The 21972-nt window shown below is 59.5% G+C and carries 16 protein-coding genes, 4 tRNA genes and 2 pseudogenes; 7 read left to right on the top strand and 15 right to left on the bottom strand.

Features of this window, described 5'->3' with window-relative positions:
• The 6 genes and pseudogenes from ACOYXI_RS27930 to ACOYXI_RS27905 all read right to left on the bottom strand — a co-directional run.
• Positions 1-1148: pseudogene (locus ACOYXI_RS27930) on the bottom strand (type IV secretion protein Rhs); the annotation flags it as partial.
• Positions 1149-1394: 246 nt separating this feature from the next.
• On the bottom strand, positions 1395-1793 hold the full coding sequence (locus ACOYXI_RS27925; RefSeq protein WP_098967903.1) for an SEL1-like repeat protein: 399 nt from the start codon (positions 1791-1793) through the stop codon (positions 1395-1397).
• The gene (locus tag ACOYXI_RS27920) at positions 1794-2165 is read right to left on the bottom strand and encodes a hypothetical protein (RefSeq protein WP_003223109.1); all 372 of its coding nucleotides are present in this window, start codon (positions 2163-2165) and stop codon (positions 1794-1796) included.
• The gene (locus tag ACOYXI_RS27915) at positions 2162-2503 is read right to left on the bottom strand and encodes a helix-turn-helix domain-containing protein (RefSeq protein ID WP_461675533.1); all 342 of its coding nucleotides are present in this window, start codon (positions 2501-2503) and stop codon (positions 2162-2164) included. The genes ACOYXI_RS27920 and ACOYXI_RS27915 overlap by 4 nt, the downstream gene beginning before the upstream one ends.
• 112 nt (positions 2504-2615) lie before the next feature.
• Positions 2616-3071: a YkvA family protein gene (locus ACOYXI_RS27910; protein WP_027613367.1), complete on the bottom strand. Its 456-nt coding sequence runs from the start codon at positions 3069-3071 to the stop codon at positions 2616-2618.
• A gap of 294 nt (positions 3072-3365) precedes the next feature.
• Positions 3366-4082: an FKBP-type peptidyl-prolyl cis-trans isomerase gene (locus tag ACOYXI_RS27905; RefSeq protein WP_007966725.1), complete on the bottom strand. Its 717-nt coding sequence runs from the start codon at positions 4080-4082 to the stop codon at positions 3366-3368.
• Positions 4083-4352: 270 nt separating this feature from the next.
• Between ACOYXI_RS27905 and ACOYXI_RS27900 the strand changes: the two genes are divergently transcribed.
• Together ACOYXI_RS27900 and ACOYXI_RS27895 are read left to right on the top strand one after the other, a co-directional pair.
• Positions 4353-6161: a di-heme-cytochrome C peroxidase gene (locus ACOYXI_RS27900; RefSeq protein ID WP_210559128.1), complete on the top strand. Its 1809-nt coding sequence runs from the start codon at positions 4353-4355 to the stop codon at positions 6159-6161.
• Positions 6158-7323, top strand: a pseudogene (locus ACOYXI_RS27895) (catalase family protein). Before ACOYXI_RS27900 ends, ACOYXI_RS27895 begins: the two are co-directional and overlap by 4 nt.
• Positions 7324-7541: 218 nt before the next feature.
• On the opposite strand, the gene ACOYXI_RS27890 reads toward ACOYXI_RS27895, so the two are convergent.
• The 4 genes from ACOYXI_RS27890 to ACOYXI_RS27875 all read right to left on the bottom strand — a co-directional run bounded on the left by ACOYXI_RS27890 (position 7542) and on the right by ACOYXI_RS27875 (position 8085).
• A tRNA-Asp gene (locus ACOYXI_RS27890) sits at positions 7542-7618 on the bottom strand.
• A gap of 19 nt (positions 7619-7637) precedes the next feature.
• Positions 7638-7713, bottom strand: a tRNA-Val gene (locus ACOYXI_RS27885).
• Between the two features lie 200 nt (positions 7714-7913).
• Positions 7914-7990, bottom strand: a tRNA-Asp gene (locus tag ACOYXI_RS27880).
• A 19-nt stretch (positions 7991-8009) separates the two neighbouring features.
• A tRNA-Val gene (locus ACOYXI_RS27875) sits at positions 8010-8085 on the bottom strand.
• 159 nt (positions 8086-8244) lie between these two features.
• Between ACOYXI_RS27875 and rdgC the strand changes: the two genes are divergently transcribed.
• From rdgC to sugE, 3 genes are all read left to right on the top strand, one after another.
• Complete coding sequence (gene rdgC / locus ACOYXI_RS27870) at positions 8245-9165, top strand: recombination-associated protein RdgC (RefSeq protein ID WP_003223096.1); 921 nt, start codon at positions 8245-8247, stop codon at positions 9163-9165.
• A gap of 146 nt (positions 9166-9311) precedes the next feature.
• Complete coding sequence (locus ACOYXI_RS27865) at positions 9312-10277, top strand: bile acid:sodium symporter family protein (RefSeq protein ID WP_096797726.1); 966 nt, start codon at positions 9312-9314, stop codon at positions 10275-10277.
• Between the two features lie 119 nt (positions 10278-10396).
• Positions 10397-10711, top strand: a complete 315-nt coding sequence (sugE, locus tag ACOYXI_RS27860; protein WP_003223093.1) for a quaternary ammonium compound efflux SMR transporter SugE — start codon at positions 10397-10399, stop codon at positions 10709-10711.
• A gap of 99 nt (positions 10712-10810) precedes the next feature.
• On the opposite strand, the gene ACOYXI_RS27855 is transcribed toward sugE, so the two are convergent.
• The 5 genes from ACOYXI_RS27855 to ACOYXI_RS27835 form a co-directional block, all read right to left on the bottom strand.
• Entirely contained in the window at positions 10811-12685 is a 1875-nt protein-coding gene (locus tag ACOYXI_RS27855) for an MFS transporter (RefSeq protein ID WP_134785804.1), read from the bottom strand.
• 79 nt (positions 12686-12764) lie between these two features.
• On the bottom strand, positions 12765-13934 hold the full coding sequence (locus ACOYXI_RS27850; RefSeq protein WP_461675532.1) for a TDT family transporter: 1170 nt from the start codon (positions 13932-13934) through the stop codon (positions 12765-12767).
• A gap of 105 nt (positions 13935-14039) precedes the next feature.
• Positions 14040-14351, bottom strand: coding sequence for a cupin domain-containing protein (locus ACOYXI_RS27845; RefSeq protein ID WP_097087529.1), 312 nt, complete (start codon positions 14349-14351; stop codon positions 14040-14042).
• A 7-nt stretch (positions 14352-14358) separates the two neighbouring features.
• Complete coding sequence (locus tag ACOYXI_RS27840; RefSeq protein ID WP_461675531.1) at positions 14359-16299, bottom strand: membrane-associated oxidoreductase; 1941 nt, start codon at positions 16297-16299, stop codon at positions 14359-14361.
• A 74-nt stretch (positions 16300-16373) separates the two neighbouring features.
• A complete protein-coding gene (locus ACOYXI_RS27835) occupies positions 16374-17576 on the bottom strand; it encodes an MFS transporter (RefSeq protein WP_282412770.1) in 1203 nt (400 codons plus the stop codon).
• Positions 17577-17667: 91 nt separating this feature from the next.
• Between ACOYXI_RS27835 and ACOYXI_RS27830 the strand changes: the two genes are divergently transcribed.
• Both ACOYXI_RS27830 and ACOYXI_RS27825 read left to right on the top strand, forming a co-directional pair.
• Positions 17668-18210 (top strand): TetR/AcrR family transcriptional regulator, encoded by a 543-nt coding sequence (locus ACOYXI_RS27830; RefSeq protein WP_108182099.1) that lies wholly within the window; start codon positions 17668-17670, stop codon positions 18208-18210.
• A 222-nt stretch (positions 18211-18432) separates the two neighbouring features.
• Positions 18433-21903 carry a hybrid sensor histidine kinase/response regulator gene (locus ACOYXI_RS27825; RefSeq protein ID WP_134785800.1) on the top strand — a complete coding sequence of 1157 codons (3471 nt, stop codon included), beginning with the start codon at positions 18433-18435 and terminating at the stop codon, positions 21901-21903.
• Positions 21904-21972 lie beyond the last annotated feature (69 nt).

Raw genomic sequence — 21972 nt, 5'->3', positions numbered from 1 at the left:
TTCGCTTGATCGGGAGCGTTATCGTGGTGCTCGTTTTTCTTCAGGGCGGCATTGCGCTTCGCATCCCAGCGCAATTGCATGCGGCCCTTTTTCACCCCGGCGGCGATACCCCGCGCGGCGACAGTTTTGTATTGATCGACGTAATGGATGAACGTGTTGACGATGCCGAACATCGCCTTGACCAGGCGTTTCACAACCGAGAGCAACTGGGCGGCGCGATCCGCCAGGCGTAGCGTGAGATAAGCGATCCCGGCGCCAGCCCCGACGAATGTCAACACAACGCCGATCAGCACATCGATCAGCACCTGCACGATCATCATCGACGCCGTTTCAGCGGTTTTGCCGGCGATCTGGCTGGGCGGCAGCATCTCCAGCCAGAGACTCGCCGCACGCAACAGCAAACACAGCGCCGCTTCATCACTGACCAGCAACTGCAGTTTCTGCATGACATCCGGAGCTGCTTCTGCGAGATGAATCAGATCAGCCGCGCCGCTTCCCAGCCGCTCGGCAAATGCGCCTGGATCCTTGAGAATCTCCGACAGCATGCCGATGCTGTCCCACACCCCCTCGATCGCCGCCCAGCTCCCGGCGAGCATGCCGTTGCCCGCCGCCGTCGCCACCGACTGCGACCACTGCGGCTTGAACCCCTGCCACTCGCTGCGCAACCAGCCATCCAGCTCGCCGGTCAAGCCGTCGTAGGACTGGAACAGCGCCCCGATCTGCTCCGGGGTAACGTCGCTGTGCACCTGCACGCGATAGAACTTGCCTGGCGTACCGGCGAATGTTCCCCGGCCTTGCGCATCAAGTGCGACGGGGAAAGTTTGGCCATCACCCACCGCCACCACATCCACCACGATGTCGCCCAGCGGAATGTCGTACACCGACTCGAATTTGCTCTCGATCGCCAGCACCCCGCTTTTCGGGCACTGCACGACGCCGGTGGCAAACTCACTGTCGCCCGTGCTGACCGCGGTGACGCGATCACCAAAGCGGATAACCCGCTCCATGCCCATCAGCGACGGCAGGTCCGCCGCGTGGCTGACCTGGTCGGCCGCGCGATTCAACCAATGCTCAAGTTGTTGGCGATAGAGGCTGAGGGAGTCGGGGAAGCTGTCGAGTTCCTGCTCGATACGGCTGACGGCTTCCATCAGCGCACGCGACGATGCGGGGTGGAATGAAAAACCGGGTCAAACATGAGCGTTCCCTCGCGCAAAAATTAGGCGCGGGGACTTTGCGGGGGATCAATCAGGAAAGAAGTCAGGCGAGTAGGTGTTTGCTGTAGGACTAATCCGCAAAAGGCTGATTACTACAAAACGTATAGCGATAAACGCAAACGTGGCGTGAGGTTTCCCTCACGCCACGTTTATCGAGCGATACAAAATGATTTACCGGGTTTAATCCCGAGCGCTCAATTCTTTGAGTTTGAGCTCGGCCAACGGGTGACCGGCCTTGGCGGCCAACGTCCACCAGCGCGCCGCTTCGGCCGGATCCGGCGCTTTGCTCGGCGTACCGGCCAAGCTGATCACGCCGACCTGATAGGCCGCTTTGCCGTCGCCGGCGAGCGCCGCCAGACGCAACAGCCGCACACCCTCTTCGCGGGCACCCAGGCCAACCCCGCGAAACGTCAGAATGTGCCCATAAAAGCTCTGCGCGCCGACATCGCCAAGATTGGCCATGCGCGCAAACTGCCCTTCGAGCCAGCGCCAGCCTCTGGGCTGGCGGACAAACCATGACCAGTGAAACAGCCTGCGGGCCAACCAGTAACTGGCTGACGCCTTGAGTCGTAAGAACACTCAGGCCTCCGCCGATTCCGGGTACTCGTATTCGAACACCCTGACCACTTCCGACGCATGCCAGGAAGCAGCCGCGACGCCATCGGACGGCCCGGAAAAGCGTCCAAGACGCTCGACACACTCAAAGAAACCGGTACGTGGCAAACGGCTGGCACCCTGGCTGATCACCAGCGAACTGCGCAACGGCTGTTCAGCCTTGGCGTCCAGCGCGGCCAGATGCTCAAGTGCCGCGGTCAGCGTCTGCATCGCCGGCGTCGGCAGTTGCAAACGTTCGAGCAAGGCTCGATAGGTCAACAGATGGCGCTGCCTGCGCGCCTGATCCAGCTCCCCGAGCAATCCGTCCCAATGTTGACGACTGATGCGTACGCTCACGATTCATCCCTCCAACCCGGCACCGTCAGTTCCCAGGCCAGGCTGCGACGAATCGCGGCGTCAGGTTGACGCTCGCCGCTTTCGATCATGGCCAGATAAGACGGGCTGATGCCTACCGTGCGGGCCAGCGCCTCAATGGCGATGCCCTTCCCTTCGCGCAAACTGCGTAGTTGATCCAGACCTGGAAGAATCGGGTCCGGCGTTGCGGCGGCCGGCGCTGGCGCGTGCTGCGGCGGTGTTTCGTTGATGCCTGCTGCTTTCAGTAGAGCCTGATACTGGACCCATGGCAGAACCGCATACTCGGGTTCGCCATCGCGTGCAATTATCTGAATATCCATGACTACCCCGTAGGACAACAACACTTAGCGAGTCGGCACTTTTCCCTAGAAGTGTAATCCTAACAGCGGCCAAGGTCGCGGGGGGTATCTATCTGTCTGCAGGCGAAGTGAATCAGGGCTTTTTCGGGCCCTGAAGCTGAAGTTGCTCGGGAGTATCAGGCAGGCGCTCGACCACCGCGAGTTTTTCCGGCTGCTGGCGGTTGCGCCAGAGCCGAAAAGCATTGAGCTCATCGTCGAGGGTTTTCATCAGCCAAGCCAGAACGGCGATGTCATCGAGCATGCCGAACACCGGGATGAAATCCGGAATCGCATCCACCGGGCTGAGGAAGTACATCAGGCCCGCCACCACCGAGACGATGGCTTTCGGGCTGATCGCTCGGTATTCGCCACGCCAGTATGCAAGACACAGTGCCTGGAGCAAACGCAGATCTTCCTTGAGTTTGCCAAGGCGATTGCCTTGCGCCGCTCCTTTGCTCGCCACCGCGAACAACAGGGTCGGCAGACGCCCACGCGCCAGCAATCGACCGGCGAGGGGCAGAAATCGGGCGAAATTCCACGGCGCTTTCATCTATTTCTCCCGTTGAAATGTTATCCACACAAATTGTGGATAACCTTGTGAACAGAGCTGCATTTCAGCGCTGAAAGCCCCGTTTTATAAGGGCCGCGCTCAGATCGGGCGTTTTTTACTCACATAAAAAACCCCAATATTTCATTGACTTGGCGGCTCAGGGCGTCTAGCGCTGGCAGCCTCAATCTCTAGGACTGCTGTAAGCGCCATCCGTTCGCTCTGTTTACCGCCAGCATCGTCCAGATGCAACAACGCCCCGCATAAGCGAGGCGTTGTCTTCGAAGCTACAGCCGATTACTTGGCGGCGGCGTCTTCTTTGGCTGGATCCTTGATGGCCAGCAGTTCCAGGTCGAAGACCAGAACCGAGTTGGCCGGGATTGCCGGGCTTGGCGATTGCGCGCCGTAAGCCAGATCGCTAGGGATGTACAGTTTGTACTTCTCGCCAACGTGCATCAGTTGCAGACCTTCAACCCAACCCGGGATCACACCGCTGACCGGCAGATCGATCGGGCTGCCACGTTCAACAGAGCTGTCGAACACGGTGCCGTTGGTCAGCTTGCCGGTGTAGTGAACGGTCACGACGTCGGTAGGCTTGGGCTGTGGGCCGTCGGCTTTCTTGACCACTTCGTACTGCAGACCGGAAGCGGTGGTGGTGACACCAGGCTTCTTGCCGTTTTCTTCGAGGAATTTCTTGCCGGCGGCTGCCGACTCTTCGCTCATCTTGGCCATGCGCTCTTCAGCACGCTTTTGCAGCGCGGCGAAGGCTTCGACCAGTTCTTCGTCTTTCAGCTTCTGTTCTTTCTTGCCGACGGCATCTTCGATGCCCTGGGCTACCGCTTTGGAGTCCAGATCATCCATGCCTTCCTGAGCAAGGCTCTTGCCCATGTTCAGGCCGATACCGTAGGAAGCTTTTTGCGCCGGGGTTTTCAGCTCTACGCTGGTCTGCGAATCACAACCCGCGAGGACCAGGCTAACCAGGGCTACCGCCGCCGCCAACCGATGCTGTTTCATGCTATTTCCTTGTTCATGCGCCGAAAGGGCAATCGAGTAAAGCCGCGAGCTTATCAGGCCGCCACGACCAATGGCTACCGGCATGAGAGCAGGAAATGTCCGATAAGTTCAGGGATTAAAACGCATTCGGGCCAAGGGACGATGAAGCTTCTGTCATCTGAAGCTGACAAGGGCTGATGAGACTTCCTACGACAGTTGGCGTAATGGCCACTTGCCGCACCTGCAACAGCTGAGGCATAACAAGGCAACAACTCGACAAGGATGTTTATCTTGCGCCTCTTATACCGTGTGCTGGCACTGATCATTGTGCTGCTGGGACTGGCTCTGGCAGTGATTCTGTACTACGTCGCCAACCCGAAACTGCCCTTCTATATCCCGGCCCAACAGGTGCATTACCTGCAGCAGTGGAGCGAGGAGGAACGCCAGACCTACTACTTCACGCCGCAAGGCACACAGGTCAAAGGCCTGCGCTATGAATGGTTCGAGGCGCTGGAACTGCCCTTCTCTCAGCAGCGTTTCGCGTCCCCGGAATACCTCGCACGCTTCGGTTTTCTGGTTGATCCACAGCAGAAAGCCACGTCGAACAACCCCGGCAATCTGCCGGTCGGCTTCGCCCGCCACGCGAATCCCGGTGGCACCGAGCATTATCTCGATATCACCTGCGCCGCCTGCCACACTGGCGAATTGCGCTTCAAGGGCCAGGCCGTGCGAATTGACGGTGGTTCGGCGCAGCATGTCTTGCCTTCCAGCGTTCCTACATTGCGCGGTGGCAGTTTCGGACAAGCCTTGGTCGCGAGTCTGGCCGCGACTTACTACAACCCGTGGAAATTCGAGCGTTTCGCCAAAAATGTTCTGGGCGATGACTACGAGACACGCCACGAGCAACTGCGCAAAGACTTCAAGCAATCGCTGAACATCTTCCTCAAAGTCGCCTGGAACGACACGCATCGCGGCCTCTACCCTACCGAAGAAGGCCCGGGCCGCACCGACGCATTCGGCCGCATCGCCAACGCCACCTTCGGCGACGCGATCTCCCCCGCTAACTACCGCGTGGCCAACGCACCGGTGGACTACCCGCAACTGTGGGACATGTGGACGTTCGACTGGGTGCAGTGGAACGGTTCGGCGCAGCAACCGATGGCGCGCAACATCGGGGAGGCACTGGGTGTCGGCGCCACGTTGAATTTCTTCGACAGCAATGGCCAGCCGCTGCAGGGCGATGCCCGTTACGCCTCCAGTGTCCGCGTGCGTGATCTGCACAAAATCGAAGAAACCCTGCAACACCTGCAACCACCCGCCTGGCCGGAAGATGTCTTGGGTGCGGTGGACAAACCACTGGCTGCCAAGGGCCGCGCGCTGTTTGCCGAGAACTGCGCCGGTTGCCACGTGCCGCGCAAGACCCAGGAGGGCGAACGCTGGGTGCAGCATTTGCACCTGCTGCCGGTGGAGGTAATCGGTACCGATCCGAATGCGGCGACCAACATAGCCAACCACCGTTTCGACCTGACGCCGCTGCAATGGGACCTGAAGGAGTTGGAGCAGATGGATGTGAAGTTGCATCCGACGCCCACCGAACCACTGGATTTGAGCCAGCTCTCGGTGGCCAAGGGCCTGGCCTACGTCACCGCGTTCGTCGAGAACCGCGCCTATCGCGAGGCCGGCGTCACCCCGCAGGAAAAACCCCAACTCGACGGCTTCGGACTGCCGATCGGCGTACGCGAAAAGGTCGCCTACAAGGCCAGGCCGTTGGCCGGTATCTGGGCCACCGCGCCGTTTCTGCACAACGGTTCAGTACCGAGCCTTTATCAACTGCTGTCACCGCAGGATGAGCGCGCCACGACGTTCTATAAAGGTTCGTTCGAATACGACCCGCGCCATCTGGGGTATCGCACCGAAGCCTTTACCAATGGTTTCCTGTTCGACACGCGGATTAGCGGCAACCACAACAGCGGTCATGAATTCCGCGCCGGCGAGCGCGGCAGTGGGGTCATCGGCCGACTGCTGCAACCAGAGGAGCGCTGGGCCTTGCTGGAATACCTGAAAGTACTGGGCGGACCACTGGAGCCGCAATTGCCATGAGGATCGACCCGTATAAAAGACCGTCGATGTTCGCCCGCGTCTGGATGTGGCTGGGGCGCCTGCTGGGCAAAGCCCTACTGACATTGCTGATTATCGGCCTGCTGGGCTGGGCCATCGCGAGCGCATGGTTCGTCTGGCAACACAGAGGCCCGGTGTCAGCGCAGGAACAGGTTCCCGCCGGTGAAGCGGCGATGACCCAGGACGTGATCCAGACCGCCGTACGCATCGTCGATCAACACCGTGAAGGCACCCGTTATCTGCGCGACGCGCATGCCAAGGCCCATGGTTGCGTGAAAGCCGAAGTGACGGTGCTGCCGGAACTGACACCAGCGCTGCGCCAAGGTGTTTTCACCGAACCAGGCAAAACCTGGCAGGCGATGATTCGCCTGTCCAATGGCAACGCCTACCCGCAGTTCGACAGCATCCGCGATGCCCGGGGCATGGCAATCAAACTGCTCGATGTGCCCGGCAAACCATTGCTCGGCGACCGTCAGCAACGCCGCGAGCAAAACTTCGTGATGTTCAGCCACCCGAATTTCTTTGTCAGCGATGTCGCCGAGTATCGTCAGAATGTGACGGCTCAGGCTGACGGCAAAAAGATGATGGCGTTCTTTCCTGGCTGGGATCCGCGCAACTGGCAGATCCGCCACCGTTCATCGCCTTGGCGACCCTGGCGCCGCCACCGAACAGCCCGACGGCGACCACGTACTTTTCGGTATCGCCCTACAAATTCGGGGAGGCAAATGTGAAGTTTCGAGTCGCGCCGGATCCGGACAATTGCCCGGCGTATGCCCTGCCCCCACAAAACCACGACCTGCCGAATTTCCTGCGCAGCGCCTTGAACCAGCAACTGTCGACGGATCGGGTGCCAGCGTGTTTTGTGCTGCAGATTCAGCGCCAGGACGCGAACAAGTACATGCCAATCGAGGACACCAGCATCGAGTGGCGCGAGCAGGATTCACCGTTCGAAAGTGTGGCGCGAATCACCCTGCCTGCGCAGGACTTTGACACGCCGGCATTGAATCTGGCGTGCGACAACCTGTCGTTCAATCCGTGGTTTGGTATCGAGGCGCACCGACCGATTGGCGGGATCAACCGCTTGCGCAAAGCGGTGTATGAGGCGGTGAGCGATTATCGGCACAGTCGCAATGCCGAACAGTGAGAAGACGAGGAGATGATTTGTGGTGAGGGGATTTATCCCCGATGGGATGCGAAGCAGCCCCAGCTTGAAGACTTTCGGCCTGCTGCGCAGGCCATCGGGGATAAATCCCCTCGCCACACAGGCATTGCAGAAATTCGCAAATCGCAGACAGCAAAAAGCCCGCACTAGGCGGGCTTTCTGTGGTGACCTGGCGTTCAGTGGGTCCAGGTGACCGAATATGGCGCAGCGGACGGGACTCGAACCCGCGACCCCCGGCGTGACAGGCCGGTATTCTAACCGACTGAACTACCGCTGCGCGAAACGCTTGAAACGAATGGTGGGTGATGACGGGATCGAACCGCCGACATTCTGCTTGTAAGGCAGACGCTCTCCCAGCTGAGCTAATCACCCTTCGCTTCGTTACGGGGAGCATTATGCCACAAGTTTTCGTAATGTGTTGATTTAATTGAAGTTTTTTTTCAAAAAAATCTGAAAACCGGTGAAACGACACAAACCCGATGGAACAAGGTACAAACTTGAGACAGAAAAAAACCCGCTTCAGCGGGTTTTTCCGTGGTGACCTGGCGTTCAGTGGTCCAGGTTACCGAATATGGCGCAGCGGACGGGACTCGAACCCGCGACCCCCGGCGTGACAGGCCGGTATTCTAACCGACTGAACTACCGCTGCGCTAAACACTTGAAACGAATGGTGGGTGATGACGGGATCGAACCGCCGACATTCTGCTTGTAAGGCAGACGCTCTCCCAGCTGAGCTAATCACCCTTCGCTTCGGTGTGGCGCGCATTCTACGGAGCGACCCAACCTCTGGCAAGCACTTTTTTAATTAATTTTCTCAGGCCTTCCAAAGGCTTAGAGAAGGGTTGGCCTATGACCCGGCGAAGACAATAATGCCCCCCTTTGTATAAAGGAGAGACTCACCCCATGTGGTTCAAAAACCTGCTTATCTATCGCCTGACCCAAGACCTGCCTGTCGATGCCGAGGCGCTGGAAACTGCACTGGCCACCAAACTGGCGCGTCCATGTGCAAGCCAGGAGTTGACCACCTACGGTTTCGTCGCGCCGTTCGGCAAAGGCGAAGATGCGCCACTGGTGCACGTCAGCGGTGACTTCCTGCTGATCGCTGCGCGTAAAGAAGAACGCATTCTGCCGGGCAGCGTCGTGCGCGATGCGGTCAAGGAGAAGGTCGAAGAGATCGAAGCCGAGCAGATGCGCAAGGTCTATAAGAAGGAACGCGATCAGATCAAGGATGAAATCATCCAGGCGTTCCTGCCGCGCGCCTTTATCCGTCGCTCGTCGACCTTCGCCGCCATCGCGCCGAAACAGGGCCTGATCCTGGTCAACTCGGCCAGCCCGAAACGTGCCGAAGACCTGCTTTCCACAATGCGTGAAGTGCTCGGCACCCTGCCCGTGCGTCCGCTGACCGTGAAAACCGCACCGACGGCCGTGATGACCGAGTGGGTCACCACCCAGCAAGCAGCACCGGACTTCTTCGTACTGGACGAATGCGAGCTGCGCGATACCCACGAAGACGGCGGCATCGTGCGTTGCAAGCGTCAGGACCTGACCAGCGAAGAAATCCAGCTGCACCTGAGCACCGGTAAAGTCGTGACTCAGTTGTCGCTGGCCTGGCAGGACAAACTGTCGTTCATGCTCGATGACAAGATGACCGTCAAACGCCTGAAGTTCGAAGACCTGCTGCAGGATCAGGCGGAACAGGACGGTGGCGACGAGGCCCTAGGCCAACTGGACGCCAGCTTCACCCTGATGATGCTGACCTTCGGCGACTTCCTGCCGGCGCTGGTGGAAGCGTTGGGCGGTGAAGAGACTCCGCAGGGGATCTAAAACCCTTGTGAAATCCCAATGTGGGAGCGGGCTTGCTCGCGAAAGCGGTGTGTCATTCAACATTAACTTGGCTGACCCGCCGCTTTCGCGAGCAAGCCCGCTCCCACAATTGGTTTTGTGGTGTAACTAATAATAAGGAACAGGCCATGCGCGCACTGGCTGCACTGAGCCGCTTTGTCGGCAACACTTTCGCTTACTGGGTTCTGATTTTCGCCGTGATCGCGTTCCTGCAACCGGCGTGGTTTCTCGGTCTCAAGGGTGCGATCGTGCCGCTGCTGGGGCTGGTGATGTTCGGCATGGGCCTGACCCTCAAACTCGATGACTTCGCTGCCGTCGCCCGCCATCCGTGGCGCGTGGCTTTGGGCGTGGTCGCACATTTCGTGATCATGCCAGGTGTGGCGTGGTTGCTCTGCCAGATCTTCCACCTGCCGCCGGAAATCGCGGTCGGGGTGATTCTGGTCGGCTGCTGCCCAAGCGGCACCTCTTCCAACGTCATGACCTGGCTGGCCCGCGGCGATCTGGCACTGTCGGTGGCGATTGCCGCCGTCACCACCCTCCTCGCCCCGTTGCTGACCCCGGCGCTGATCTGGCTGCTGGCTTCGGCGTGGTTGCCGGTTTCGTTCATGGAATTGTTCTGGTCGATTCTGCAAGTGGTGCTGCTGCCGATCGTGCTCGGCGTGGTCGCGCAACGCGTGCTCGGCGACAAGGTGCGCCACGCGGTGGACGTGTTGCCACTGGTGTCGGTGGTCAGCATCGTGATCATCGTCACCGCCGTAGTAGCTGCCAGTCAGGCGAAGATTGCCGAATCCGGGCTGCTGATCATGGCCGTGGTGATGCTGCACAACAGCTTCGGCTACTTGCTGGGTTACTTCACCGGGCGCCTGTTCAAGTTGCCACTGGCGCAGCGCAAGTCGCTGGCGCTGGAAGTCGGCATGCAGAATTCGGGGTTGGGCGCGGCCTTGGCCAGCGCGCACTTTTCGCCGCTGGCGGCGGTGCCGAGCGCGTTGTTCAGCGTCTGGCACAACATTTCCGGGGCGTTGCTCTCGACGTACTTCCGGCGCATGAGCGAGAAAGAAGACCGTGAGGCGCTAGCGCAGCAGCCGGCCGACTGACCGGCAAACTTGATCCCCGGATTAATGCTCGGCAGACTGTTGCGCTACGCGGGGACGACCCTGCGGCTCGATCGAGTTATCAATCTGGGGACGGCCCCGTCAATCGATGGAGGTCTCTCATGTCCTGGATCATTCTGTTTTTCGCCGGCCTGTTCGAAGTCGGCTGGGCCGTCGGCCTGAAATACACCGACGGCTTCACCCGCCCGCTCCCCACCGTACTGACCGTTGCGGCCATGGCCATCAGCCTTGGCCTGCTGGGTCTTGCAATGAAGGAATTACCGCTGGGTACGGCTTATGCGATCTGGACCGGCGTCGGTGCCGTGGGCACGGTGATTGCGGGGATCATTCTGTTTGGCGAGTCGATGGCATTGATTCGGCTGGCCAGTGTGGCGTTGATCATTACCGGGTTGATTGGCCTCAAGGTCAGCGCTTAGGCCACTGGCCTCTATCGCGAGCAGGCTCACTCCTACAAGGGGTACGCGCTTCAAATGTAGGAGTGAGCCTGCTCGCGATAGGGCCATATCAGGTGACAACTACCTGACAGTCCCGCGCAACGCCCCCACCAACCCCTGCAATTTCGCCGGTTCCGCAGTTTCCACCGCCACCGCCGAACCCGCCACCAACGTCACCCGCGACCACAACCGCTTGAACAGCCCCTTGTTCGGATCGCGGCTGAAGAAACTCCCCCACAACCCTTGCAACGCCAGCGGAATCACCGGCACCGGCGTTTCTTCGAGAATCCGCGTCAGCCCGCCCTTGAACTCATTGATCTCGCCGTCAGTGGTCAACTTGCCTTCCGGGAAGATGCACACCAGCTCACCGTCCTTCAGATACTGGGCAATCCGGGTGAAGGCTTTTTCGTAGATCTGGATGTCTTCGTTGCGTCCGGCAATCGGAATCGTCCCCGCCGTGCGGAAGATAAAGTTCAGCACCGGCAGGTTGTAGATTTTGTAGTACATGACAAAGCGAATCGGCCGACGCACCGCACCGCCAATCAGTAGCGCATCGACGAACGACACGTGGTTGCACACCAACAGCGCCGCGCCCTCGTCCGGGATCGCCTCGAGGTTGCGGTGCTCGACGCGGTACATGGAATGGCTGAGCAGCCAGATCATGAAACGCATGCTGAACTCGGGGACGATCTTGAAGATGTAGGCGTTGACGCCGATGTTCAGCAGCGACACCACCAGGAACAATTGCGGAATCGACAGTTTGACCACACTCAGCAACACGATCGAAACGATCGCCGACACCACCATGAACAGAGCGTTGAGAATGTTGTTGGCGGCAATCACCCGCGCCCGCTCGTTCTCGGCGGTGCGCGACTGGATCAACGCGTACAGCGGCACGATATAGAAACCGCCAAAAATGCCGAGGCCGAGAATGTCGACCAGCACCGCCCAGGTATGCGCAAAGCCCAGCACTTCGGTCCAGCTGTGGCCGTTGACGCTTTCCGGGATTCCACCGGAATGCCACCACAGCAGCAGGCCAAACACGGTCAGGCCGAACGAACCGAACGGCACCAGACCGATCTCGACCTTGCGCCCGGAGAGTTTCTCGCAAAGCATCGAACCCAGCGCAATGCCTACTGAAAACACCGTGAGAATCAGCGTCACCACGGTTTCGTCGCCGTGCATCCATTCCTTGGCGTAGGCCGGGATCTGCGTCAGGTAAATCGCCCCGACAAACCAGAACCACGAGTTGCCGACAATCGAACGCGACACCGCAGGCGTCTGGCCCAGACCGAGTTTCAGCGTGGCCCAGGACTGGCTGAAGATGTTCCAGTTCAGGCGCATTTCCGGCGATGCCGCCGCCGCGCGCGGAATGCTGCGACTGGCGAGATATCCCAGCACTGCAATCCCGACAATCGCGGTCGAAACCAGCGGCGCGTAGTGCGTCGAGGACATGATGATGCCGGCGCCGATGGTCCCGGCAAGGATCGCCAGGAACGTGCCCATCTCCACCAGCCCGTTGCCGCCGACCAGTTCATCCTCGCGCAACGCCTGCGGCAGGATCGAATACTTCACCGGCCCGAACAGCGCCGAATGCGTGCCCATGGCAAACAGCGCCACCAGCATCAGCGACAGGTGATCGAACAGGAAACCGATCGATCCTACGGCCATGATCGCGATTTCCGCGAGTTTGATCAGACGGATCAACGCGTCCTTGGCGAATTTTTCCCCGAACTGCCCGGCCAACGCCGAAAACAGAAAGAACGGCAGGATAAACAGCAGCGCGCACAGGTTGACCCAGATCGAACGGTCACCTTCGATGGTCAGCCGATACAGAATGGCGAGGATCAGCGATTGCTTGAACACGTTGTCGTTGAACGCGCCCAGCGACTGCGTGATGAAAAACGGCAGAAAGCGCCGAGTGCGAAGCAGGTTGAACTGTGAGGGGTGACTCATCTTCCGTGTTTCCCTGAGGTCGGTAGAGAATGGCCTGGATCTGCTTATTGGAATCTCGATCGGCGATCCAGGCCACACCTTACCTAAACTTTTCAGAATATTTCTTCAACCCTGCAATACAAGGTGAGACAAACAGCTCACCGCGCCACGCGCCTTGCACGGTGCGTTTACCGACGATCAGCCACATCATCGCCAGCAGGCTCACCAGCATGCAGCCGACCACGCTGAAAAAACCCAGGTTCAGCGTGCTGGCGAGCTTGAGGGTCGCCAGCGAATACACGCCCAGCGGGAAGGTAAAACCCCACCAGCCGAGGTTGAACGGGATGCCGTCACGCAGGTAACGCGCGGTGATCAGCAGCGCCATCAACATCCACCACAAGCCGAAGCCCCACAGGGTGATACCGGCGACCAGCCCCACGCCAGCAGCGATTTCACCGATGCCCGGCAGGCCGTTGGCGGCGAAGATCGCCGGTGCATCAGCGCCCAGCAGCAACATGCCCAACGCACCAGTACCGATCGGGCCGAGGGCCAGCCAGCTTGAGGCGGCCATGTTTTCGTGAGGCAGTTTATGCAGCGCCATGCGCAGCAACAGGATAGTCAGAATGCTGAACGCCACCGGCAGGGAAAATGCCCAGAGCACGTAGCTGGTGGTCAGCACCACCAGTTGCGCGTGGGCATCAGCCAGATGCGGAGCGAGCAAGCCGCCGCTGGCCGCCGCCACTTCCGCCGCCACCACCGGCAACAGCCAGACCGCGGTCATCTGGTCGATGCTGTGTTCCTGGCGGGTAAACATCATGTAAGGGATCAACACACCGCAGGCCAGCGACATCGCCACGTCGAGCCACCACAGCACTTCGGCAAGATGAATTACGCCCTCGCCCCAGCGTGGCAGACCGAACAGCAGAAAGCCGTTGATGATGGTCGCCAAACCCATGGGAATGGTGCCGAAGAACATCGAAACAGTGGAGTGACCGAAGATCCGCCGCGCTTCATCGAAGAATAAAATCCAGCGCGCGGCATAGGCGAAGGTAAACAAGGTGAACAACAGAATGTTGAACAGCCACAAACCCTCGGCCACCGCGTGCAGCCCGGGAATCGCCACCGGTAATTGCGCCAGCGCCAGGGCCAGCACGCCGGTGCCCATGGTCGCGGCGAACCAGTTCGGGGTGAATTGACGGATCACTTCACGTGGATGCTGAAGCTGGCTGAACGGCTTGATGCCGGGTTTGGCGGTGTTGGGGCAAGTCATCATGAACTCCTGTCCTCAGGTGAGGTTGAGCCCATGGTAGAACCGAATCGAATATCTATATAACGGGTAATTTCTCTATCTGTTATCTACTTTACAGATAAGCAGTCAAACACTGCCTTCGCTTTCGATCACCAGAATCCGCGCCGCGCCCTGCGGATGCGCCACGTGCTCGGTACCGACTGAGGCGTAGAAGATGTCCCCGACCTCAAGCAGCGCCTGCTTTTCTTCACCCTGTTCGCGATAACGCATCTGCACCTGACCATCGAGCACCACAAACACTTCCTCACCATCGTTGACGTGCCATTTGTAAGGCTGATCAGTCCAGTGCAGGCGCGTGGTGATGCCGTTCATGTTGGCAATGTCCAGCGCACCCCAGGCACGCTCGGCGGTGAACGACTTGCTGCGGATAATCTTCATCGATGTCCTATTCCTTGCGACGTGCCAAACCAGAAACCACAGCGACAAACAGCAGGCTGAAGCCCCATCCAGCAAGAATCTCGCACCACATCACAAATCGGACCCAACGCTTGCCACTGATAAAGAAGCTAAAAAACTCAAAAACCGGATTGGCTTTTGGTGTTTCAATCAGTGGAGCCCAGTCATTTTCCTGGTGCAGGTCAACCAGAGGCAGTAGTAGATCTAGTGAGAATGCGATCGGACTGAACCCGGTATATTCTTCACGCAGCTTCTCACATAAATACCAATTACCCGATCCCTTGAACGCATCTGGCAGCTCTGCCGGCGTGCGATAACTACTCTTTTTGAGCCACACCTGCTCCCGGTCCGGACGACAGGTGTCATAAGCTTGGTTTTGAAAAATCAGGGGATTACTGGGAGCAAATACTCCGAAACTGGCGGCACTCCAGTAGACCAATGTGCAAAATCCCCAAACCAGTGCGAACCATGGCAGCAGTAGCATCGGACGGTAGCCGAAGCCAGTCAGATAACCATAAAGAAAGTGCAAGAACTTCGCGGAGGCGGCGTAAAGCTTTCGAAAAGACGGGGACCAGGTACTCGGTGACTGACCAATGCGACCAGATTCACGCAAGCACTGCTCATACTCAATACCCACCTCTTTGGCTTCTTCGGTATGGCCAGTAGATTCAAGTACTTGCTGCAATTGGCGCCAGGGCTGAGGACGAAAATGCTCTTTGAATGTCATCGGTGACGTCTCGTCTTTTTCCAGACAGGCTTTCTGCTTTTTCAACCATGTCATGCGCTCACTGACTGGCATCGGTTTATGCACATCCACAGAGTCGTAGATAAAACCATTGAGAATCGGGCGCTCTCCCCATGAAGCAAGATCGTCATTGATGGTCGCGACGCTGGTTCCTAAAAACGAGATTTGCTTGGGAGCGGACTTGAGGTCGCGCAAATCGAGCCTCCCTTTCACTCTCATCTCATTTGCTCGTAGCTCCTGTATGGCAGCGCCATCAAACTCAACATTTCCTTCGACCTCCAAACCAGCTAGTTGCAGTCGCCCCTGGATTTCACAGTCTTGACTGAAAAGCGCGTTACCTCTGATAAAAGCGCGCTCAGCGGTCATCGCATGTGCATTTCCAATCGCAAAAAATTTCGAACGCCTACAGCTCAACTGGCCCGAGATCCTTGCACCCAGCAAATTAACAGTGCCTTTCGAAGTAAAGCCGTCCCGGAGAAAGACAGGACCATTGATACAAGCAAAATCCAAGTCGAGAGACTGTTCGTCATCAACAGTAAAACTTGCATTTACGCAATTGAATTGCCCGCCAATTACGGCAGACCTGAAACGTACCAAGCCCTTTGCAGAAAAGCCGCCATTAAGATAAACACCCGTACGTATTTCGGCAAAAGAGGCATCCAGGCACGACTCCCCCCCACCATCAAATTGTGAACCTAAACAAACCAGCCTGGCGGCAATTCGGGCCGAGCCGAGTTCGACGAGACCATTGGTAGAAGTTGATGAAAAGACCAGGCTGTCATTGACAACAATTCGTTCACCTAAAAAAGATTTGAGCGAGCAACCTTCAAATTTGAGCATACGTTCAAAGCTGGCGCCTCGGACATTGAGGTCCCGTTCAAACAAACAATTCTTAAAAGTGACCGGGGTGGTCACGCAAATGCCCGCTAAAAAAAGTGGCCCTTCGATAAAGGCACCTTGCAGGTAAAGATTCTCCCCAAGAAATGCTCCTTTGGAATACGTCAGGATCAGAGCGCGCAGGAAAGTTGCTCGTACAACATTCTCCGCAGTCGACGAGACGGGGAGCTCGTCAGTGATGGTGGCAATCACTCCCCGCTTGAAGCAATCCAGCAAGCGCTTCTCAGCAGGACGTAATCCACCCTTGCCATTCTGCAAGCGTCCCAGCAATTCGCCGATTTCATCCATTCTCGTTCACTCAAATCATTTCACTGCGAATAATGGTTCGCATGGTAGTGAACAGGCGTTTTGCCATCAAACAATTATTCACCCGCGGAAGGATTGAGGTTAATGCGCGAGACCAGAGGTTGACGCGAGATCAGAATCAGACCGCTTACTGAGAGAACCACCAATGCCAAGCCGTAACAGTCAGTAGTCGCCAGCAAACCAAAGCTGATAGTCAAATGCCCAGCCAGCAACGCCGGCAAACAGAACGCCAGATAACTCAGCGCGTAGTACGCCGACATCAAACCGGCCCGTTCATGCGGCAGGGCCAACGGCACCAGGCTGCGCACCGCGCCGAGGAAACCCGAGCCAAAGCCGCAACCGGCAACCAGTGTGCCGAGGAAAAACAGCGCCAGACTGGCGCTGTGCACGCCGAGCAAAATCAGCAGCACGCCGATAGGCAGCAGACTGGCGCCGATTTGCAGGGCTTTGCCGGCGGGACGATTGCGCAAAGTGAAAATCATCAGCGCCCCGGTCACGGTCAACGCCGAGACAGTCGCGCCGCCGATCAGGTTCGACGTCGAGCCCGTGGCGGTGCGCACCAGCGACGGCGCCAGCGAGGCAAAAAAGCCGCCGAGGGCCCAGGTTGCGGTGTTCAGCGGTAGCACACGCCATAAGGTCGAACGCGCCTGAACCGGCACATGCAGGGTTGGCCGCAGCGAAGCCCAGGCCCCTGCTTGTGGAGTGACGCTTTCCGGCAGACGCCAGACGTACACCGCCTGCAACACAAACAGCGCCAGCAGCAGCCAGTAGGTCAATTGCAACGGCGCCGGGGCGAACTCGGCCAGCAAACCACAGCCCATGCTGCCCAGCGCCATACCGAGCAACGGTGCGACGCTGTTGATCAACGGCCCTTGCTGACGGTCGGTGTCGAGCAGCGTCGCGCTCAAAACAGCGGTGGCCATGCCGGTGGCAAAACCCTGCAATACGCGGGCGCTGATCAGCCAGGCAACACTGTCGGCGCTGATAAACAGCAACATCGCTAGCGCATTGAGCAGCACGGCAGTGAAGATCACCGGTTTACGTCCCAGGTGATCGGACAGCGATCCGACCGTCAGCAGCGCCGCCAGCAGACTCAGCGCATACACGCCGAAAATAAGGGTCAGCACTGCTGCCGAGAAGTGCAGTTGATCCTGATACAGGTGATACAACGGCGTCGGCGCCGTGGAAGCGGCGAGAAAACTCAGTAAGGTGATCGCCAGAAAAATCAGGCTGCCACGATTGGAAGCAAGGCTGGTCATGGGCACACTCCGCAAAAGCTAATTTTTTGCTTTTGCGGAGTGTGCTCTCGGCTTTGGCTTAAAGCAAATTCTTTGTGTTAAGGTCTGGCGCATGGCTATTAAAGAAGGTTTACGCCCGGGCGGGCGCAGTGCCCGGGTGCAAGAGTCGATTCATTCGGCAGTCCGCGCGCTTCTGCAAGAACAGGAGCGCAGCACCGTGACTGTCCCGCAAATTGCGGCGCGCGCCGGGGTCACGCCGTCGACAATCTATCGGCGCTGGGGTGATCTGGCGGCGTTGCTCGCCGACGTCGCCCTCGCCCGCATGCGCCCTGACAGCGAACCGGCGGTGACCGGTGACCTGCGCGGTGATATCCGCGCCTGGGCCGAGCAATATCTGGACGAAATGAGTTCGGAGCCGGGGCGCAACATGATGCGCGACGTGCAGGCCAGCGCCACGCCGGGGTACTGCGTGACGATTCTTGGCGCGCAGTTGCAGACCATCATCGAGCGTCACCCTGACGAGCCGGCGCCGAGCGTTGATCATCTGATCAATCTGGTGGTGGCGCCGGTGGTGTTCCGGATCCTGTTTTCGGCGGCGGCGCTGGAGGTGGATGAGCTGCATCGGTTGATCGATATCGCGCTGAAACAGGACTGACGCCTTCGCGAGCAGGCTCACTCCTACAATTGGAATGCGTTCCACCTGTAGGAGTGAGCCTGCTCGCGAAGAGGCCCGACCAGTCACCTCAGAACCACCCGGTCTCAAACCTGCGACACCCCGCCACGCCACGACCTTGGTCGACACTGACTAACCGCCATACTCATGCGAGACTGTCCGCCCGGGCAGGACTGCCGGGGAGTCTTTTGTCGGGAGTGTTGCATGTCGCTGTCCACCGGGCTGATCGCCGCCGTCGCCCTGGCCTATATGGCCATCATGTTCGCCATCGCCTTCTACGGCGACCGTCGCAGCACACCGTTGCCGCCGCGGATGCGCGCGTGGGTGTACAGCCTGTCACTGGCGGTTTATTGCACCAGTTGGACGTTCTTCGGCGCCGTCGGCCAAGCCGCCGAACAGCTGTGGTCATTCCTGCCGATCTACCTCGGGCCGATCCTGTTGCTGCTGGGCGCGCCGTGGGTCCTGCAGAAAATGGTGATGATCAGCAAGCAGGAGAACATCACCTCGATTGCCGACTTCATCGCCGCGCGCTACGGCAAATCGCAATCGCTGGCGGTGGTGGTGGCGCTGATCTGCCTGGTTGGCGTCCTGCCCTATATCGCTCTGCAACTCAAAGGCATCGTCCTCGGCGTGAACCTGCTGATCGGCGCCGGGGCCGACGCCATGGGCACCCGCGCCCAGGACACCGCGCTGATCGTCTCGCTGGTACTGGCGCTGTTCACCATCGTCTTCGGTACGCGCAACCTCGATGCCACCGAGCACCACCGCGGCATGGTGCTGGCGATTGCGTTTGAATCGCTGGTCAAGCTGTTCGCCTTTCTCGCCGTTGGCGCGTTCGTGACCTATGGGCTGTACGACGGGTTTGACGACCTGTTCAATCAGGCGATGCTCGCGCCGCGCCTCGAGGAATACTGGAAGGAAACGATTAACTGGCCGTCGATGGTGGTGCAGACCGGGGTGGCGATGATGGCGATCATCTGCCTGCCACGGCAGTTTCACGTCACGGTGGTGGAGAACATCGACCCGCAGGACCTGCGTCTGGCCAAGTGGGTGTTCCCGGCTTATCTGGCGCTGGCCGCGCTGTTCGTGGTGCCGATCGCCCTCGCCGGGCAGATGATGCTGCCGAGTCACGTGTTGCCCGACTCGTTCGTGATCAGCCTGCCGCTGGCCCAGGCCCATCCGGCCCTGGCGTTGCTGGCGTTCATCGGCGGCGCGTCGGCGGCCACCGGCATGGTGATTGTGGCCAGCGTGGCACTGTCGACCATGGTTTCCAACGACATGCTCTTGCCGTGGTTGCTGCGCCGTAACAACGCCGAGCGCCCGTTCGAAGTGTTCCGTCAGTGGATGCTCTCGGTGCGCCGCGTGAGCATCGTGCTGATTCTGTTGCTGGCCTACGTCAGCTACCGTTTGCTCGGCTCCACCGCGAGTCTGGCGACCATCGGCCAGATCGCCTTCGCTGCCGTCACCCAATTGGCCCCGGCGATGCTCGGCGCGCTGTACTGGAAACAGGCTAACCGCCGTGGGGTGTTCGCCGGTCTGGCCGCCGGCACGTTCCTCTGGTTCTACACGCTGATCCTGCCGATTGCCGCCCACAGTCTCGGCTGGTCGCTGAGCACTTTCCCCGGGCTGGCGTGGCTGCACAGCAACCCGCTGAACCTGCCGATCACCCCGCTGACCCAAGGCGTAGTGCTGTCGCTGGCGGGCAACTTCACCCTGTTCGCCTGGGTCTCGGTGCTGTCGCGCACACGGGTCTCGGAACACTGGCAGGCCGGGCGCTTCATCGGTCAGGAAATCAGCGCCCGGCCGAGTGCACGCTCGATGCTCGCGGTGCAGATCGACGATTTGCTGCAGCTGGCGGCGCGCTTTGTCGGTGAAGAACGTGCGCGGCAGAGCTTCATTCGTTTCGCCTACCGGCAGGGCAAGGGCTTCAACCCGAACCAGAACGCCGACGGCGAATGGATCGCCCACACCGAACGCTTGCTGGCCGGCGTGCTCGGCGCTTCTTCAACACGGGCGGTGGTAAAAGCGGCGATTGAGGGGCGGGAAATGCAGCTCGAGGACGTGGTGCGCATCGCCGACGAAGCCTCGGAAGTCCTGCAGTTCAACCGCGCGTTGCTGCAAGGCGCGATCGAAAACATTACCCAGGGCATCAGCGTGGTCGACCAGTCGCTGAAGCTGGTGGCCTGGAACCGCCGCTATCTGGAGTTGTTCAACTACCCGGACGGTTTGATCAGCGTCGGCCGACCGATTGCCGACATCATTCGCTACAACGCCGAACGTGGCCTGTGCGGCCCCGGCGAAGCGGAAGTCCACGTCGCCCGGCGCCTGCACTGGATGCGTCAGGGCCGTGCGCACACGTCCGAACGCCTGTTCCCCAATGGCCGGGTGATCGAGCTGATCGGCAACCCGATGCCCGGCGGCGGTTTCGTCATGAGTTTCACCGACATCACCGCGTTCCGCGAAGCCGAGCAGGCGCTGACTGAGGCCAACGAAGGTCTGGAGCAACGGGTCAGCGAGCGCACGCAGGAGTTGTCACAGCTCAACGTCGCGCTGACCGAAGCCAAGGGCCATGCCGAGGCGGCGAACCAGTCGAAAACCCGCTTCCTCGCCGCCGTCAGCCACGACCTGATGCAGCCGCTGAACGCCGCCCGGTTGTTCTCTGCCGCTCTCTCCCATCAGGACGACGGTTTGAGCAGCGAGGCGCAGAAACTGGTGCAACACCTCGACAGTTCGCTGCGTTCGGCGGAAGACCTGATCAGCGACCTGCTGGATATTTCCCGCCTGGAAAACGGCAAGATCAACCCGGATCGCAAGTCGTTCGCGCTCAATGAGCTGTTCGACACGCTCGGCGCCGAATTCAAGGCGCTGGCCCAGGAACAAGGCCTGAAGTTCCGTGTGCGCGGCAGCCAGTTGCGCATCGACAGCGACATCAAATTGCTGCGGCGGATTCTGCAGAACTTCCTGACCAACGCTTTCCGCTACGCCAAAGGGCCGGTGTTGCTAGGCGTGCGCCGTCGCGGCAGTGAACTGTGTCTGGAAGTGTGGGATCGCGGGCCGGGGATTCCGGAAGACAAACAACAAGTGATTTTCGAGGAGTTCAAGCGCCTCGACAGCCATCAGACCCGCGCCGAAAAAGGCCTTGGGCTGGGCCTGGCGATTGCCGACGGTTTATGTCGCGTGCTCGGCCACACCCTGCGCGTACGTTCGTGGCCGGGGCGCGGCAGCGTGTTCAGTGTCAGCGTACCGCTGGCCCGGGCGCAATCACTGCCGCAGAACGCCGCGGTGGAGTTGAACGGCAAGTTGCTCAGCGGCGCGCAGGTGCTGTGCATCGACAATGAAGACAGCATTCTGATTGGCATGAACAGCCTGCTGAGCCGTTGGGGCTGTCAGGTGTGGACGGCGCGCAATCGCGAGGAATGCGCGGCGCTGCTCAACGATGGCGTACGACCGCAACTGGCACTGGTCGACTATCACCTCGACCACGGCGATACCGGAACCGAGCTGATGGCGTGGCTGCGCACCACGTTAGGCGAGCCGGTGCCGGGGGTGGTGATCAGCGCCGATGGCCGCCCGGAGACGGTGGCGCAGGTGCATGCGGCAGGGCTGGATTATCTGGCCAAACCGGTGAAACCGGCGGCGTTGCGGGCGTTGCTGAGTCGGTATGTGCCGCTGTAACCGTTTGACTTGAGTGTTGCAGCGCTACCGCTGACGCCTTCGCGAGCAAGCCCGCTCCCACCTTTGGAA

Source organism: Pseudomonas sp. G3-19 (assembly GCF_054855875.1).
This window is presented reverse-complemented; position numbering and strand designations above follow the sequence as displayed.

Excerpts from the sequence above, each read along its gene's own strand:
- ACOYXI_RS27910 (WP_027613367.1), bottom strand. The coding sequence starts at position 3,071 with ATGAAAGCGCCGTGGAATTTCGCCCGATTTCTGCCCCTCGCCGGTCGA.
- ACOYXI_RS27840 (WP_461675531.1), bottom strand. The coding sequence starts at position 16,299 with ATGGATGAAATCGGCGAATTGCTGGGACGCTTGCAGAATGGCAAGGGT.
- ACOYXI_RS27830 (WP_108182099.1), top strand. The coding sequence starts at position 17,668 with ATGGCTATTAAAGAAGGTTTACGCCCGGGCGGGCGCAGTGCCCGGGTG.
- ACOYXI_RS27825 (WP_134785800.1), top strand. The coding sequence starts at position 18,433 with ATGTCGCTGTCCACCGGGCTGATCGCCGCCGTCGCCCTGGCCTATATG.
- ACOYXI_RS27835 (WP_282412770.1), bottom strand. The coding sequence starts at position 17,576 with ATGACCAGCCTTGCTTCCAATCGTGGCAGCCTGATTTTTCTGGCGATC.
- ACOYXI_RS27865 (WP_096797726.1), top strand. The coding sequence starts at position 9,312 with ATGCGCGCACTGGCTGCACTGAGCCGCTTTGTCGGCAACACTTTCGCT.
- ACOYXI_RS27915 (WP_461675533.1), bottom strand. The coding sequence starts at position 2,503 with ATGGATATTCAGATAATTGCACGCGATGGCGAACCCGAGTATGCGGTT.
- sugE (WP_003223093.1), top strand. The coding sequence starts at position 10,397 with ATGTCCTGGATCATTCTGTTTTTCGCCGGCCTGTTCGAAGTCGGCTGG.
- ACOYXI_RS27905 (WP_007966725.1), bottom strand. The coding sequence starts at position 4,082 with ATGAAACAGCATCGGTTGGCGGCGGCGGTAGCCCTGGTTAGCCTGGTC.
- ACOYXI_RS27845 (WP_097087529.1), bottom strand. The coding sequence starts at position 14,351 with ATGAAGATTATCCGCAGCAAGTCGTTCACCGCCGAGCGTGCCTGGGGT.
- ACOYXI_RS27855 (WP_134785804.1), bottom strand. The coding sequence starts at position 12,685 with ATGAGTCACCCCTCACAGTTCAACCTGCTTCGCACTCGGCGCTTTCTG.
- ACOYXI_RS27850 (WP_461675532.1), bottom strand. The coding sequence starts at position 13,934 with ATGACTTGCCCCAACACCGCCAAACCCGGCATCAAGCCGTTCAGCCAG.
- rdgC (WP_003223096.1), top strand. The coding sequence starts at position 8,245 with ATGTGGTTCAAAAACCTGCTTATCTATCGCCTGACCCAAGACCTGCCT.